This is a genomic window from Pseudomonas sp. HMWF021 (assembly GCF_003061005.1).
Taxonomy (GTDB): domain Bacteria; phylum Pseudomonadota; class Gammaproteobacteria; order Pseudomonadales; family Pseudomonadaceae; genus Aquipseudomonas.
In genome coordinates this window covers 17,991-33,184 of record NZ_QAIK01000038.1, presented here as the reverse complement: position 1 = coordinate 33,184, position 15,194 = coordinate 17,991, and the positions used below count along the sequence as shown (strand labels likewise).

The 15,194-nt window shown below is 60.0% G+C and carries 14 protein-coding genes; 12 read left to right on the top strand and 2 right to left on the bottom strand.

Features of this window, described 5'->3' with window-relative positions; all coding sequences use genetic code 11:
- Window positions 1–321: 321 nt before the first annotated feature.
- The 10 genes from tcyJ to DBR18_RS04010 all read left to right on the top strand — a co-directional run bounded on the left by tcyJ (window position 322) and on the right by DBR18_RS04010 (window position 10,558).
- Complete coding sequence (gene tcyJ / locus DBR18_RS04055; protein ID WP_108589347.1) at window positions 322–1,122, top strand: cystine ABC transporter substrate-binding protein; 801 nt, start codon at window positions 322–324, stop codon at window positions 1,120–1,122.
- On the top strand, window positions 1,122–1,787 hold the full coding sequence (gene tcyL, locus DBR18_RS04050; protein ID WP_003220607.1) for a cystine ABC transporter permease: 666 nt from the start codon (window positions 1,122–1,124) through the stop codon (window positions 1,785–1,787). The genes tcyJ and tcyL overlap by 1 nt, the downstream gene beginning before the upstream one ends.
- Window positions 1,788–1,791: 4 nt before the next feature.
- A complete protein-coding gene (tcyN, locus tag DBR18_RS04045) occupies window positions 1,792–2,541 on the top strand; it encodes an L-cystine ABC transporter ATP-binding protein TcyN (protein ID WP_108589346.1) in 750 nt (249 codons plus the stop codon).
- Between the two features lie 464 nt (window positions 2,542–3,005).
- Window positions 3,006–3,776, top strand: coding sequence for a hypothetical protein (locus DBR18_RS04040; RefSeq protein ID WP_108589345.1), 771 nt, complete (start codon window positions 3,006–3,008; stop codon window positions 3,774–3,776).
- Window positions 3,777–4,046: 270 nt separating this feature from the next.
- A complete protein-coding gene (locus DBR18_RS04035) occupies window positions 4,047–5,288 on the top strand; it encodes an SfnB family sulfur acquisition oxidoreductase (RefSeq protein WP_108589344.1) in 1,242 nt (413 codons plus the stop codon).
- A 25-nt stretch (window positions 5,289–5,313) separates the two neighbouring features.
- The gene (locus DBR18_RS04030) at window positions 5,314–6,507 is read left to right on the top strand and encodes an SfnB family sulfur acquisition oxidoreductase (RefSeq protein WP_108589343.1); all 1,194 of its coding nucleotides are present in this window, start codon (window positions 5,314–5,316) and stop codon (window positions 6,505–6,507) included.
- Window positions 6,507–7,865 carry an LLM class flavin-dependent oxidoreductase gene (locus tag DBR18_RS04025; RefSeq protein WP_108589342.1) on the top strand — a complete coding sequence of 453 codons (1,359 nt, stop codon included), beginning with the start codon at window positions 6,507–6,509 and terminating at the stop codon, window positions 7,863–7,865. The genes DBR18_RS04030 and DBR18_RS04025 overlap by 1 nt, the downstream gene beginning before the upstream one ends.
- A 125-nt stretch (window positions 7,866–7,990) precedes the next feature.
- Window positions 7,991–8,800 carry a MetQ/NlpA family ABC transporter substrate-binding protein gene (locus tag DBR18_RS04020; protein WP_098966650.1) on the top strand — a complete coding sequence of 270 codons (810 nt, stop codon included), beginning with the start codon at window positions 7,991–7,993 and terminating at the stop codon, window positions 8,798–8,800.
- Window positions 8,801–8,802: 2 nt separating this feature from the next.
- Window positions 8,803–9,924 carry a methionine ABC transporter ATP-binding protein gene (locus tag DBR18_RS04015; protein ID WP_108589341.1) on the top strand — a complete coding sequence of 374 codons (1,122 nt, stop codon included), beginning with the start codon at window positions 8,803–8,805 and terminating at the stop codon, window positions 9,922–9,924.
- On the top strand, window positions 9,914–10,558 hold the full coding sequence (locus tag DBR18_RS04010; protein ID WP_108589340.1) for a methionine ABC transporter permease: 645 nt from the start codon (window positions 9,914–9,916) through the stop codon (window positions 10,556–10,558). The genes DBR18_RS04015 and DBR18_RS04010 overlap by 11 nt, the downstream gene beginning before the upstream one ends.
- A 33-nt stretch (window positions 10,559–10,591) precedes the next feature.
- On the opposite strand, the gene DBR18_RS04005 is transcribed toward DBR18_RS04010, so the two are convergent.
- Window positions 10,592–11,962 (bottom strand): hypothetical protein, encoded by a 1,371-nt coding sequence (locus DBR18_RS04005; protein ID WP_108589339.1) that lies wholly within the window; start codon window positions 11,960–11,962, stop codon window positions 10,592–10,594.
- A gap of 647 nt (window positions 11,963–12,609) precedes the next feature.
- On the opposite strand from DBR18_RS04005, the gene DBR18_RS04000 reads away from it, so the two are divergent.
- Entirely contained in the window at window positions 12,610–12,966 is a 357-nt protein-coding gene (locus DBR18_RS04000; protein WP_108589338.1) for a DUF6124 family protein, read from the top strand.
- A 133-nt stretch (window positions 12,967–13,099) separates the two neighbouring features.
- Window positions 13,100–13,729: a bifunctional 2-polyprenyl-6-hydroxyphenol methylase/3-demethylubiquinol 3-O-methyltransferase UbiG gene (locus DBR18_RS03995; protein WP_108589337.1), complete on the top strand. Its 630-nt coding sequence runs from the start codon at window positions 13,100–13,102 to the stop codon at window positions 13,727–13,729.
- An 84-nt stretch (window positions 13,730–13,813) separates the two neighbouring features.
- Here the strand turns inward: DBR18_RS03995 and DBR18_RS28695 are convergent.
- Window positions 13,814–15,194, bottom strand: a 1,381-nt coding sequence (locus tag DBR18_RS28695; protein ID WP_256588529.1) for an efflux RND transporter permease subunit, incomplete at its 5' end; no start/stop codon positions are given.

Here is a 15,194-nt window from a genome sequence, read left to right as displayed (position 1 = left end):
CGTTGTTTGCCTACAGGGATTTTCTGTAACCGGTAGATCAAAAGATCGCAGCCTGCGGCAGCTCCTACAGGAGTGCGCGTTTCAAATGAAGGAACTGCCGCAGGCTGCGATCTTTTTCGTGAACAGCGAATATTCCATAAAGGAATAACATTTCAAATATTAAGTATTTTCAAGTCTAAAGCAGACATCTTATAGTCTCGCCGCAGGCGAATTTCGGGCAAGACGCATAAGCTGCTTTAAGGCAGGATAGCGCTGTCGTCCAACTCCCGGATTCGTCAACTTTCCTTAAGCGTCTTCCATAAGAAAACACAGGGGCTTGTCATGAATTTTTCCGCACTACGTCGCACTCTGCTGGTAGGTTCGCTGGGCCTTGCACTGAGCGCCGGCCTGATCGGCCAGGCTACCGCCGGTGAGCAACTGAAACAGATCAAGGACAAAGGCGTTATCAACGTCGGCCTGGAAGGCACTTACCCACCGTTCAGCTTTGTTGACGAGAACGGCAAGCTGTCCGGTTTCGAAGTCGAACTCTCCGAAGCCCTGGCGCAGAAACTGGGCGTCAAAGCCAAGATTCAACCGACCAAATGGGACGGCATTCTCGCCGCGCTGGAATCCAAGCGTCTGGACGTCGTGGTCAATCAGGTAACCATCTCCGACGAGCGCAAAAAGAAGTATGACTTCTCCGAGCCGTACACCGTTTCCGGGATTCAGGCGCTGGTGCTGAAGGACAAGGAAGCCAAGTTGAACATCAAGACTGCCGCCGATCTGTCCGGCAAAAAAGTCGGTGTCGGCCTGGGCACCAACTACGAGCAATGGGTCCGCGCCAACGTGCCGGGTGCCGACGTGCGTACCTACGACGATGATCCGACCAAGTTCGCCGACCTGAACAATGGCCGCACCGACGCCATCCTGATCGACCGTCTGGCCGCACTTGAATACGCCAAGAAAGCCCCGAAAACCGTCGCTGCCGGTGAAGCCTTCTCCCGTCAGGAATCCGGTATCGCCCTGCGCAAAGGCGAGCCTGAGCTGCTGGCGGCGGTGAACAAGGCGCTCGACGAACTGCGTGCCGACGGCACCCTTGAGAAGCTTTCCAAGAAATACTTCAACGCTGACGTCACCAAATAATGGAAGAAGCTTTCCAACTCGCTCTGGACTCCGCGCCCTTTCTGCTCAAGGGCGCGTACTACACGGTCATCCTCAGCCTGGGCGGCATGTTCTTCGGCTTGCTGCTGGGCTTCGGCCTGGCGTTGATGCGTCTGTCGCGCTTCAAACTGGTGAGCTGGATTGCCCGCATCTATGTGTCGTTCTTTCGCGGCACGCCGTTGCTGGTGCAACTGTTCGTGATCTATTACGGCTTGCCGCAACTGGGTCTGGAACTGGATCCGCTGCCGGCGGCGCTAATCGGCTTCTCGCTGAACATGGCCGCCTACGCCTGTGAAATCCTGCGCGCCGCGATCGGCTCGATCGAGCGTGGTCAGTGGGAAGCCGCTGCGAGCATCGGCATGACCCGTGCGCAGACCCTGCGCCGGGCCATCCTGCCGCAGGCCATGCGCACGGCATTGCCGCCGCTGGGCAACAGCTTCATTTCGCTGGTCAAGGACACGGCACTGGCCGCCACCATTCAGGTGCCGGAACTGTTCCGTCAGGCGCAGCTGATTACCGCCCGGACTTTCGAAGTCTTCACCATGTATCTTGCCGCCGCGCTGATCTACTGGATTCTGGCCACGGTGCTCTCGCACCTGCAGAACAAGCTGGAAGAGCGGGCCAATCGGCACGACCAGGAGTCCTGACCCCATGATTGTCGTGGAAAAACTGACCAAGCAGTTCAAGGGTCAAGAGGTTCTCAAGGGCATCGATCTTGAGGTCAAGGAAGGCGAGGTCGTGGCGATCATCGGCCCCAGCGGTTCGGGCAAGACCACGTTCCTGCGTTGCCTTAACTTCCTTGAGCAACCCACCAGCGGCCGGATCAAGGTCGGCGATATCGAAATCGATACCAGCCGTCCGCTGAGCCAGCAACAAGGCCAGGTGCGCAACCTGCGCCAGCATGTGGGTTTCGTGTTCCAGAACTTCAACCTGTTCCCACATCGCACGGCGCTGGAAAACGTCATCGAAGGCCCGGTCGTGGTCAAGAAGATGCCCCACGTCGAAGCTGTGGCACTAGGCATGAAATTGCTGGCCAAGGTCGGTCTGGCGGGCAAGGAAGATGCTTATCCGCGCCGTCTGTCCGGTGGTCAGCAGCAGCGCGTGGCGATTGCCCGGGCGCTGGCGATGGAACCGGAAGTGATCCTTTTCGATGAACCGACTTCGGCTCTCGACCCGGAGCTGGTAGGCGAAGTGCTGGCGACCATTCGTGGCCTCGCCGAAGAAAAACGCACGATGGTGATCGTCACCCACGAAATGAGCTTTGCCCGCGACGTGGCCAACCGTGTGGTGTTTTTCGACAAGGGTGTAATCGTCGAGCAAGGCGAAGCCAAGGCGTTGTTTGCCAACCCGAAAGAAGAACGTACCAGACAGTTTCTCAGCAAGTTTCTGAATCACGCCTGAGCATTGCGTCAGCCGCCAACTTCCATGGATGGAAGTTGCGGTTACACCCGCCTGAAAATTCTCTCGACCTGAATAACCGGCCTATATTCACGCGATTTTCATATATGTTCGGTAACAGGTAAATCCTGCCTGAAAACAAAAACAAACAAATAAAAGGTTTGCAGGCGCCGCGCATTGAAAGTGGCAAATAGCGCCCTTATCCGTGGGCTAATTCGCCGGCAAACCTAGGGCATATGCGTGAGTAGCGTAGGAAAATTCTGATTAACTTGTAATTCAATGAATAACTAACTCACTCTATTGACACCTCTTCCCGCGCACTCTTATCTAGTCACCACACGACGAACCTTAGTTACTCCACTCCGCATTCAGACGGAACAATAGTTCAAGTTTGTATTGCCTGATCATTCACGTCTTTTGCTTTTTCAGAAACGGACTTCGCTGCAGGATTTCAAGGAGAGAACCCGATGACCCGCACTTCGCATACCCCCGAACTCGCAGCGCCGAATCTGGCGCACGCGCAAAAAAATGCCATCAACCTGACTGCTGCCGCTTATCTGCTGATCGATGTCCTGCCCTACCCCGGCATGGACGCCGGTGATCTGATCGAACTGTTCTGGAACAACTGCTACGTCGCCTCGCGGGTATTGACCGTTGAAAACGTTGGGGCCAGCGTCCGTCTGAGGATCCCCGAGAGCTTCATTGCCAGTGGCACTGCGCGGATCCACTACCGGGTCATGCAAGTCGGTCAGGGGCCAGCGCTGTCGGCGGCAACCCGGGTGCAGGTCAAGCTCGACTGCCCCGGCGGCCAGCCTTCGCCATTGTGCGGTGACGAAAATCAGCATCTGGCGCCGGTCACGCTGCCCGACACAATCCGCCGTCACGGTGTAAATCCGAATCAGATCAAACGCGGTGTCCCTCTGACCATCGAGCCCTACCTGAACATGGCCGAGGACGATGAAATCACCCTGCGCTGGGGCGATGTGCGGATGGACTTGCCACGGATCACCGCAGCAGAGGTAGGCAAACCGATCAACGTCTGGGTGCCGGCAACGGTGATCGTCGAGGGGGGTGAGGATCTGCGTCTGGACGTGACGTATTGCATCCTCGACTGGGTGGGCAACAACTCCCGCTGGGCACCCCCGCGAACGTTGAAGATCGGTTGCGTCAATCCCTATTTGAAGGTGCCGCTGCGCCAGGAGCTGAAGGCCGCTGAGTCCCATAAGAAGGAGCTCTGACCATTTGTGGCCAGGCAACTTGCCCGCGCTCGAGGGCCAAGCGCTCCATTAACCATTCGGGCCACACGCCCTTCTATACATATTCCTAAAAGTTAGTTTATTTAATATTTATACACGCTTAGGGTATATGAACCGGACCACCGGACATTCTTTCGTTCGCCGCACTTTTGCGGCGTTTTTCATGAGATGTGAGGTAGGTAGTATGGTCCGGAACACAATCACCCCAGTGCAGATCGCCAGGGCATTGCGTGCAGCCAAGGAGCGGCACTGATGTCCAGTCTGGCAGACGCAAACGTCCAGTCGGATCTGGACATCGCCCCGTTGTTGTTGCCCGCGCAGGTTCTGCGCAACGACGCCCAAGCCATCAAGGCCGCCCATGAGCTGGCGCAAGTCGCCCGTGTGCAGGCTGCCAGACGTGACCGCCAGCGCAAGCTGCCGTGGTCGGAAATCGAACAGTTCACCCGCAGCGGTCTGGGCAGCATTGCGATCCCGCGTGAATACGGTGGCCCGCAGGTTTCGTTTGTCACGTTGGCCGAAGTGTTCGCGATCATTTCAGCAGCCGACCCGGCGCTGGGACAGATCCCGCAGAACCAGTTCGGCATTATCAATCTGGTGCTTGGCAGCGCCACTGAAGAACAGAAAAAACAGCTGTTCCAGAGCGTTCTGGAAGGTTGGCGCATCGGCAATGCCGGCCCAGAGCGCGGCACCAGAAACACCCTGGAATTGAAAGCGCGCATCACCGCCGACGGCGATGATTACGTGATCAACGGCCAGAAGTTCTACTCCACCGGCGCGCTGTTCGCGCACTGGGTGGCGGTCAAGGCGCTCAATGACGACGGCAGGCAGGTGCTGGCCTTCGTCCGCCGTGGCACGCCGGGCCTGCGCATCGTCGATGACTGGTCGGGCTTCGGTCAGCGCACCACCGCCAGCGGCACAATTCTGCTGAACAACGTGCGCATCGAGTCGAGCCTGGTCGTCGATAACTGGAAGATCAACGAGAAGCCCAACACTCAAGGCGCCGTGTCGCAACTGATTCAGGCGGCCATCGACGCCGGCATCGCCCGTGGTGCCATTGACGACGCCATCGAATTCGTCAAAACCCGCGCGCGGCCATGGATCGACGCCAAGGTCGAACGCGCCAGCGATGACCTCTACGTGATCGCCGACATCGGCAAACTGAAGATCGAACTGCACGCCGCCGAAGCACTGCTGCGCAAGGCCGGGCAAGTGCTGGATCAGGTGCATGCTGCGCCGCTGACTGCCGAGTCGGCCGCCCGCGCCTCGATTGCCGTGGCCGAAGCCAAAGTGCTGACCACCGAGATCTCGCTGCTGGCCAGTGAAAAACTCTTCGAACTGGCCGGCAGCCGCGCGACCCTCGCCGAATTCAACCTCGACCGCCACTGGCGCAACGCCCGGGTACACACCCTGCACGACCCGGTGCGCTGGAAATATCACGCGGTCGGCGCCTATCGCCTGAACGGTACTTTGCCGGCCCGCCATTCCTGGATCTGACGACCAGTCATCTGGAGAGAAACCCATGACTTTTTCCCATCCCGTCGCGGTCATCACCAGCGATGAGCAAGCCCTGATCGTCGCCAGCGACCTGGCCGAAGATTTCAAACGCGACAGTGCCGTGCGCGACCGTGAGCGCCGCCTGCCACTGCCGGAACTCGACGTGTTTTCCCGCTCCGGCCTGTGGGGCATCAGCGTGCCCAAGGAGTATGGCGGCGCCGGCGTGTCCAACGTGACCCTGGCCAAAGTCATTGCCCTGATCGCTCAGGCCGACGGCTCCCTCGGACAGATTCCGCAAAACCATTTCTACGCCCTCGAAGTGCTGCGGGTTAACGGCAGCCATGAGCAGAAACAGCGGCTGTACGCCGAGGTGCTGGCCGGTCAGCGCTTCGGCAATGCCTTGGCGGAACTGGGCACCAAAACCGCCCACGACCGCGTCACCAGCCTCAAGCGTGACGGCAACGGCTATCGCATCAACGGGCGCAAGTTTTATGCGACCGGCGCGATCTACGCCCAGCGCATCCCGACCTCGGTGGTGGATGAAAACGGCGTGCAGCAACTGGCGTTCGTCCCGCGTGACAGTAAGGGCCTGACGGTGATCGACGACTGGAGCGGTTTCGGCCAGCGCACCACCGGCAGCGGTTCGGTGGTGTTCGAAGACGTCTTAGTTGCCGTCGAGGATGTGATCCCGTTCCAGAGCGCCTTCGAGCGTCCGACCACGGTCGGCCCGCTCGCGCAGATCCTCCACGCTGCCATCGACACCGGCATCGCCCGCGCCGCTTACGAAGATGCCCTGCATTTTGTGCGTAGCAACACGCGTCCGTGGATCGACTCCGGCAACGACAAGGCCACCGAAGACCCGCTGACCCTGAAGAGTTTCGGCCACTTGAGCATCCGCCTGCACGCCACCGAAGCGCTGCTTGAACGCGCCGGCGAATTCCTCGACAAGGCCCAGGCCGAGACCAACGCCGAAACCGTCGCCGCCGCCTCGATCGCCGTCGCCGAAGTACGGGCGATCAGCACTGAAATCTCGCTCGCTGCTGGCAGCACGCTGTTCGAACTGGCTGGCAGCCAGGCAACGCTGATCGAGCACGGCCTCGACCGCCACTGGCGCAACGCCCGCGTACACACTCTGCATGACCCGGTGCGCTGGAAGTATCACGCGGTGGGCAACTACTACCTCAACGATGAAAACCCTCCGCTGCGAGGGACGATCTGATGAGCGCCGCGAAGAAAAAGATCCTGCTCAATGCGTTCAACATGAACTGCATCGGCCACATCAACCACGGCCTGTGGACGCACCCGCGCGACACCTCGACGCGCTACAACACCCTCGAATACTGGACCGAGCTGGCGCAGTTGCTGGAGCGCGGGCTGTTTGACGGCCTGTTCATCGCCGACATCGTCGGGGTGTACGACGTCTATCAGAACTCGGTGGATGTCACGCTCAAAGAGTCGATCCAGCTGCCGGTCAACGATCCGCTGCTGCTGGTTTCGGCCATGGCCGCCGTGACGAAAAACCTCGGTTTCGGCCTGACCGCCAACCTCACTTACGAGCCGCCGTATCTGTTCGCTCGCCGCATGTCGTCGCTCGATCATCTGAGCCGTGGTCGGGTCGGCTGGAACATCGTCACCGGTTACCTCGACAGCGCCGCCAAGGCCATGGGCCTGCGTGAACAGGTCGAGCATGACCGTCGCTACGATCAGGCCGACGAGTACCTCGAAGTGCTCTACAAACTCTGGGAAGGCAGCTGGGAAAACGGCGCGGTGCTCAATGACCGCGAGCAGCGCATCTACGCGCAGCCGGAGAAAGTGCACAAGGTCGAGCACCACGGCGAGTTCTATCAGGTCGAGGGTTATCACCTCTGCGAGCCGTCGCCGCAGCGCACGCCGGTGCTGTTCCAGGCCGGCAGTTCGGATCGCGGTTTGCTGTTCGCCGGGCGTCACGCCGAGTGCGTGTTCATCAGCGGCCAGAACAAGCCGTCGACCAAGGTCCAAGTGGACAAAGTGCGAGCCAGCGCCGTCGAGGCCGGGCGTAATCCCGAGGACATCAAGGTGTTCATGGGCCTCAACGTGATCGTCGGCGCCACCGAAGAAGCCGCGTGGGCCAAGCACGCCGAGTACCTGAGCTATGCCAGCGCCGAGGCCGGCGTCGCGCATTTCTCGGCCTCCACCGGGATCGACTTTTCCCAATACGAAATCGACGAACCGATCCAGTACGTCAAGAGCAACGCCATCCAGTCCGCCACCAAAAACCTGCAGAACAACGACTGGACCCGACGCAAATTACTCGATCAGCACGCCCTTGGTGGTCGCTACATCACCGTGGTCGGCTCGCCTGTGCAAGTGGCGGATGAACTGGAATCGTGGATCGCTGAAACCGGGCTGGACGGCTTCAACCTGACGCGCATCGTTACCCCGGAAAGCTATGTCGATTTCATCGAACTGGTGATTCCGGAGTTGCAGCGGCGTGGGTCGTACAAGACTGCGTATGACAGCGGCAGTTTGCGCGAGAAGCTGTTTCACGGTGAGGCACATTTGCCCGAGCAACACACCGGCTCTTCATACCGACATTAAAAGCTTCGCTGGCAAGCCAGCTCCCACAAGGGTCTGTGGCGTTCACAAAACCTGTGGGAGCTGGCTTGCCAGCGATGAGGCCCGAGCAGACACACAAAATTCATGCACTGACTGGAAAAATCACCATGACCAAGAAACTTCTCTCCCACCCAGTCAAAGCACTGGCCCTGGCCTTCGGCCTGTTCAGCTCGGCGGTGTTCGCCGCCGACGCTCCACTGAAAATCGGCACCACCGCCGCCTTCGCGATTCCACTGGAAGCCGCCGTCGAGGAAGCCTCCAAACAAGGCCTGAAAGTCGAGCTGGTGGAGTTCACTGACTGGATCGCACCGAACGTCAGTCTCGCCGCCGGCGACATTGACGTGAACTACTTCCAGCACATCCCGTTCCTCGAAAACGCCAAGGCCGCTTCCGGTTTTGACCTGGTGCCGTTCGCTCCGGGGATCATCAACAACGTCGGCCTCTATTCGAAAAAATACAAAAGCTTTGACGAGTTGCCCGAAGGCGCCAGCGTCGCCATCGCCAATGACCCGATCAACAGCGGGCGCGGTCTGCAACTGCTGGCCAAGGCCGGTCTGATTACCCTGAAACCGGGGGTCGGTTACAAGGCCACCGAAGACGACATCGTCGCCAACCCGAAGAAGATCAAGATCCTGCAAGTCGAAGCCGTGCAACTGGTGCGCGCCTACGATGACGCCGATCTGGTCCAGGGTTACCCGGCCTACATCCGTCTGGCGAAGACCTTCGACGCCGGCTCGGCGCTGCTGTTTGACGGCCTCGACCACAAGGAATACGTGATCCAGTTCGTGATCCAGCCCAAGAGCAAGGACGACCCGCGCCTGATCAAGTTCGTCGACATTTACCAGCACTCGCCGGCCGTTCGCGCCGCGCTGGATAAAGCTCACGGCAAGCTGTATCAGGCCGGTTGGGAAAGCTGAGGATGACGGCCGCGATCCAACGGCGACTGGATATTCCGGAGCCTAAAAATGCTGAAAAAACCGAACTGCATCCCGAGCTGAATCGCGCCCACGTACGCTTCATCGGCCTGGGTAAAACCTACGAGGGTCGGCAAGGCCCGGTCGCGGCCCTGCAGGGCATCGATCTGGCGATTCAGCGCGGTGAAGTGTTCGGTATCATCGGGCGCAGCGGCGCCGGCAAGTCATCGCTGATCCGCACGATCAATCGTCTGGAGCAGCCAACATCAGGCCGCGTGCTGATCGATCAGGTGGACATCGGCGAGTTCGATGAAGACCGTCTGGTCGCCCTGCGCCGGCGCATCGGCATGATCTTTCAGCACTTCAATCTGATGTCGGCCAAGACTGTGTGGCAGAACGTCGAACTGCCATTGAAAGTCGCTGGTGTGCCGAAGGAACAACGCGAGAAAAAAGTCCGCGAACTGCTCGAACTGGTCGGCCTGCAAGCCAAGCACAAGGCCTACCCGGCGCAGCTTTCCGGTGGGCAGAAACAGCGTGTCGGCATCGCCCGCGCACTGGTGCATGACCCGGACATTCTGCTCTGCGACGAGGCCACTTCGGCGCTCGATCCGGAGACGACCCAGTCGATCCTCGGCCTGCTGCGCGAGATCAATCAGCGCCTGGGCCTGACCATTGTGTTGATCACTCACGAAATGGCGGTGATTCGCGAAATCTGCGACCGCGTGGTGGTGCTGGAACACGGGCGGATCGTCGAGCAAGGACCGGTCTGGGAAGTGTTCGGCAACCCGCAGCACGAAGTCAGCCAGACCTTGCTCGCGCCGCTGCAACACGCCTTGCCGCAAGAACTGCAAAGCCGTCTGCAGGCTCACCCACCCTCCCGCGAGGCGGCGGTGGTGCTGCGCTTGCAGTTCACCGGCAGCGCCGGTGACGAACCGGACCTGGGCGCTTTATTTGCGGCCCTCGGTGGACGGGTGAAGTTATTGCAGGGCGGCGTCGAACGGATTCAGGGGCACGCGCTGGGGCAATTGTTGCTGGCGGTCAGCGGCTCGTCCTCGAGCGCCGAAATATTGCGTGAGCGTGCCGGACAATGGGCGCAACGGGTGGAGGTGCTGGGTTATGTGGTTTGATCGCTTGTTGCAGGGCTTCATCGACACCTTTTTGATGGTCGGTGTGTCGTCGCTGATCGCGTTGCTGGTGGGGATCCCGATGGCGGTGATTCTGGTCACCAGCGACAAGGGCGGGATCTATCAGGCGCCCCTGCTCAATCGGGCATTGGGCGGTTTCGTGAACCTGTTTCGTTCGATCCCGTTTCTGATCCTGATGGTCGCGCTGATTCCGTTCACCCGGCTGATTGTCGGCACCACCTACGGCGTGTGGGCCGCCGTGGTGCCGCTGACCATTGCCGCCACGCCGTTCTTTGCGCGGATTGCCGAAGTGAGCCTGCGCGAGGTTGACCACGGTCTGATCGAAGCGGCGCAAGCCATGGGTTGCCGACGCTGGCACATCGTCTGGCATGTGTTGTTGCCGGAGGCGCTGCCGGGTATTGTCGGCGGGTTCACGATTACGCTGGTGACGATGATCAACTCGTCGGCCATGGCCGGAGCGATTGGTGCCGGTGGCCTGGGCGACATCGCGTACCGCTATGGTTATCAGCGTTTCGACAGTCAGATCATGTTGACGGTGATAGTGCTGCTGGTGGCGCTGGTGGCGGTCATTCAACTGGGTGGCGATCGTCTGGCGCGTGGACTGAACAAGCGTTGAGCCAGGAGCAGACGATCGCACGCGCGCCAGCGTCTATGTGCCCATCAATTCATTGAGCAATTGACTGTCAGCCATCCTCGCGTGATGCAGCCTCTGCAGGCTCGTCGCGGCCCAGACAAGGCTGTCGGCATTTCTCAAGGCCATTTCGGCCCTGAGCAATGGCGATGCATTGAACAGATCGACGGCTGTGCGCACGTCGATCTGTTTTTTCAACGCCAGATGTTCCTGGACACCGGCGATGAGATAGCGATGGTCATCGGTGAAGGCTCTCAGGTATTCGACGGTCAGCCCGCCCCGCATGATCGCTTCGGAAATGCCCTGCTCCGCGATGTCAAATACCCCCACAGGCTTGCCCAGATATCGCCCGCCACCGGGATCGAGATAGAAAAAATCCGCGGCATTGGCGCCGACCCCGGTAAATCGATTGATCCGGTTCAGGTGCAACATTTCGTGCCCGAACACAGCACCGACGCCTGCCTGGAGAAATTGGACATTGACGAAAATTCTGCCGTGAAAATCGGCCCGATTGACCCAGGCCCGGTTATTGTCGGCGGCATCGATGGCAACAAACTTCCCTTCTCCCCAAGGGCCCTGATATTCCCTGGACAGCCCCTGCGCCCGGGACAAGACAGCCGCAAACTTCGCTGCTACTCCCGGCTCTGCGCTACCGAAGTACTGTTGCAGAATCCCCGCAACTTCGCGGTAGTTCAATGCGAGCGCGTTCGCGGCATCGGTAAACACCTGTTCTACCGCCTTGAGCTCCGAACGCACAATGGCAGCGTGCTCCGGTGAAAACTCGCCCAGCCCCCGCGCCACAATCACCGCTCGCGCCGTGGTTCGTTTCTCGAACCCGTCGCCATGGCCTTCGTACAACGCTTCGTGCGCCTTGACCGGTATAACCACGGCGGGCTCTTTACCGGCCTCTGAAAGCGGATCGGACTCCAGTAGCCCCCAAAGCAGTGTCCGACGATCCGGCACAAGCACGGGGCCGGAAGCAGAACGCTCCGACGCCCGCGTCGCCCGGTACATCCCGGACGTCCCGTCGCGTCGAATCTGAACGATCACGTCATCGGCAATCCTGACGAACTGCCGATTCGCGATCCTCATGATGCCATCAGGGTCGGCCGGGGGCAGATTGGCCGGGGGCTTGAGTCGATAGCGCTCCAGCACATCGGCAAAAATCGGGGTGGCAGAGGTGTCGTGTGGCATGGCGCTGAGCAGCAGCGCATCATCCGGCACCGGATCGCGCAGGACCCGATCGACCTGAGCGTCTGACCCGGTGGTACGAACAACCTTGGCTGGCGGTCCGTCCGCTGGAAACTCCGCCCCGGCTCGCACCCGGGATGTCACAGGTTCCGGCGGCGGGTGAAGGGATGCCAGTGAGGGTTTTCGAGCAATGACCATGAAAAATCCAGTATCGAGTGAGTCCCCCAGAGAGGGATGAGCGAACAATGCAGTAGTGGTCTACCGCGCAGGCGCCATTTCAGCAGGGTACGGATCCTCTCGTGCGGTACATATGCAGTGCACGGGACTCACGTTTTTATGCAAGCACCACAGGCGAACTGTCATCCCTTCGCAGAGACTGTTGGCGGTGATTCAGCCGTGACGCGATCGCCTGGCGAGGGGCCTGAACAAGCGTCCATGCGGCGATGCCAGCGGATAGCCACTGCGGCGTAAATTCTTTCTGATTTAAGGAAACGTCCTGACACAAGGGGGGAATTTTCTGACAAGAAAATGAACGATTCTACGGACAAGATCACCCCCGGTTGCAGGACGATTCCTAGATGATTTCGGGCCCTTGTACCCGAAATATCTTGTAGCTAATCTCCGGTGGTCACTGTCGCAGTGACCGGGTTTGGTTGCCCGGATTCGCCAGGCCCACAGCCCTACCTGACGTCAGTCGAGGCTTTCCACCTGTTTGAGGGTGGCTGTGCGCAGGACACTTTCGGGTGCACCGATACCTGGCGGCCGGCGACTGACCTGCATGCATCTGCCGTCCTGATCGTTTAGTCGCGAAATGGTTGGCTCCCATTCACGCCAGGAGTTTACCCATGGAAAAAGACATTCCCGATATCACGCTCAGTCTCGCTTCCAACACGCGTTTCACCGAGGATCTGCTCAAGGATCGCTCCGCCCTCTACCGTGCGGTCGACTCACACCTGGGCGGCGGCCAGGCGCCCGCTCCGGAACAGGTGCGTGTTTACAACATCAGCGACGATGTGACGCTGGAAGACGCCCAGCTTTACGTTGCCGATCTGCTGCGTTGCGCTTCGGTGACCGCCCACCAATGTGGCGACCACCTCGATGGTGCGGATCGTGCGCTGGTGTTCTCGGTCTGGCACTTGCTGGAAGTGGCCAAGGCGATGGTCGATCGCTCGATCGATTGCCTGAGCATGAAACCGCGCTAAGCCTTCTGCCTCGCTCCCATCGCTGAGCTTCAGAACACACCAATCTGCCGTGGGGGCGACAAGGAGAGCACAACAGAGTGCGGGTACATGGCGTATATTCGGCTCACCTCCACTGCCCGCGCGCCCGCCCGCCATGAAACACACACCCGACGACCTCGAACAAATCACCGCCACCACGCTGGGCAACTACAACGCCGTGGCCGAAAGTTTTCGCGAAGGCACCCGCGATCACGATGTCAGCCAGAACATTGATGCCCTGCTTCGGCACATTCACGGTGTAGCACCGTTTTCCATCCTCGATTTCGGCTGCGGGCCGGGGCGCGATCTGCAGGCGTTCACCCGCATGGGCCATGTGGCGGTCGGTCTCGACGGTGCAGAAAAATTTGCGCAGATGGCCCGCGAGGACAGCGGTTGCGAGGTGTGGTGTCAGGACTTTCTGAAGCTGGATCTGCCCGCAGAGCGCTTTGATGGAATCTTCGCCAACGCGGTGCTGTTTCATGTGCCGTTGCAGGAGCTGCCGCGAGTGCTCAAGCAGCTGTACGAGACGTTGAAACCCGGTGGCGTGCTGTTCAGTTCCAATCCGCGTGGGGATAACCGGGAAGGCTGGAACGGACCACGCTATGGCGCCTATCACGATCTTGAAGCGTGGCGCGGGTTGCTGACGGCTGTCGGGTTTGTCGAGCTTGAGCATTACTACCGGCCGTCAGGGTTGCCGCGCGAGCAGCAGCCATGGCTGGCGAGCGTCTGGCGGCGTGTAGGTTGAAGATCAAAAGATCGCAGCCTTCGGCAGCTCCTACACGGGATTATCTGTAGGAGCTGCCGCAGGCTGCGATCTTTTGCCTTTGCCTCAAGCAGTGTCTTTCTTCGGCTCGCGAATCTTGTACCAGGCCACATACAGCGCCGGCAAAAACAGCAGCGTGAGCAACGTCGCGACCACGATCCCGCCAATCATCGCGTAGGCCATCGGCCCCCAGAACACCTCCCGGGCAATCGGGATCATGCCCATGCTCGCCGCTGCGGCGGTCAGCAGGATCGGCCGGCGCCGGTGCTCGGTCGCTTCCACCACCGCATCCCACGGTGCATAGCCGTTTCTCTCGAACTCATCGATCTGCGTCACGAGAATCACCGAGTTACGGATGATGATGCCGATCAGCGCCAGAATCCCGAGGATCGCCACAAAACCCATCGGCGTGCCCGTCGGCACCAGCGCCAGCACCACGCCGATCAGCCCCAGCGGCGCGACACTCGCCACCAGGAACATCTTCTGCACGCTGTGCAACTGGATCATCAGGAAGGTCGCCATCAGGAACAGCATCAACGGCAGCACCTTGGCAATCGGGCCTTGGGCCTTGCCGCTTTCCTCGACCGTACCGCCAGTGGCGACCTTGTAACCGACCGGCAGTTTGGCGGCAAACGCATCAATCGATGGCTTGAGCAGTTTCACCAGATCGGTCGGCTGAATCTCGTCACGCACCGAGGCCTTGATGGTGATGGTCGGCAAGCGGTCGCGGCGCCACACCAGCGGTTGCTCCAGCTCATAACGCACCGTGGCGAACGCCAACAGCGGAATCGACGTGCCGTTGGGCGTAACGATCTGCAGGTTCTGCAGGGTTTCCGGCGTACCGCGTTCCGAAGCCACTGCCCGGCCGACCACATTGATCAGGTAGATATCATCGTTGACCTGGGTCAGCTGCGAGCCGCTGACGATGCTGTTCATCAGGCTCGCCACATCTTCGGAGGAAAGTCCGAGCTGCCTTGCCTTGTCCTGGGCGATGTCGATACGCAGGACTTTGCCCGGCTCGTTCCAGTCGTAGATGATCTCGCCGATGTGCTCGTTCTTGTCCAGCTCGGTCGCCAGGTCGATGGCGTGCTTGCGCACCTGATCGATGTCCTTGCCGCTGACCCGGTACTGGATCGGCCGCCCCACCGGCGGGCCCATTTCCAGCGCCTGCACGTAACTGCCGATGCCGACGAAGTCCTTGTGCAGACGTTCGCGCAGGCGCTGGCTCAACGCCTCACGCGCCTCGAAATCCTTGCTGACGATCACCAGTTGCGCGTAGTACGGGTTTTGCAGTTGCTGGTCGAGGGGCAGATAGAAACGGATCGCGCCCTGACCGATGTAAGTGCTCCAGTGCACGATGTCCGGATCACCCTTGAGGGTGGCTTCGAGCTTGTCGACAGCCTTGCGGGTTTCGTCGATGGAGGCGTTTTGCGGCAGGTTCAGGTCG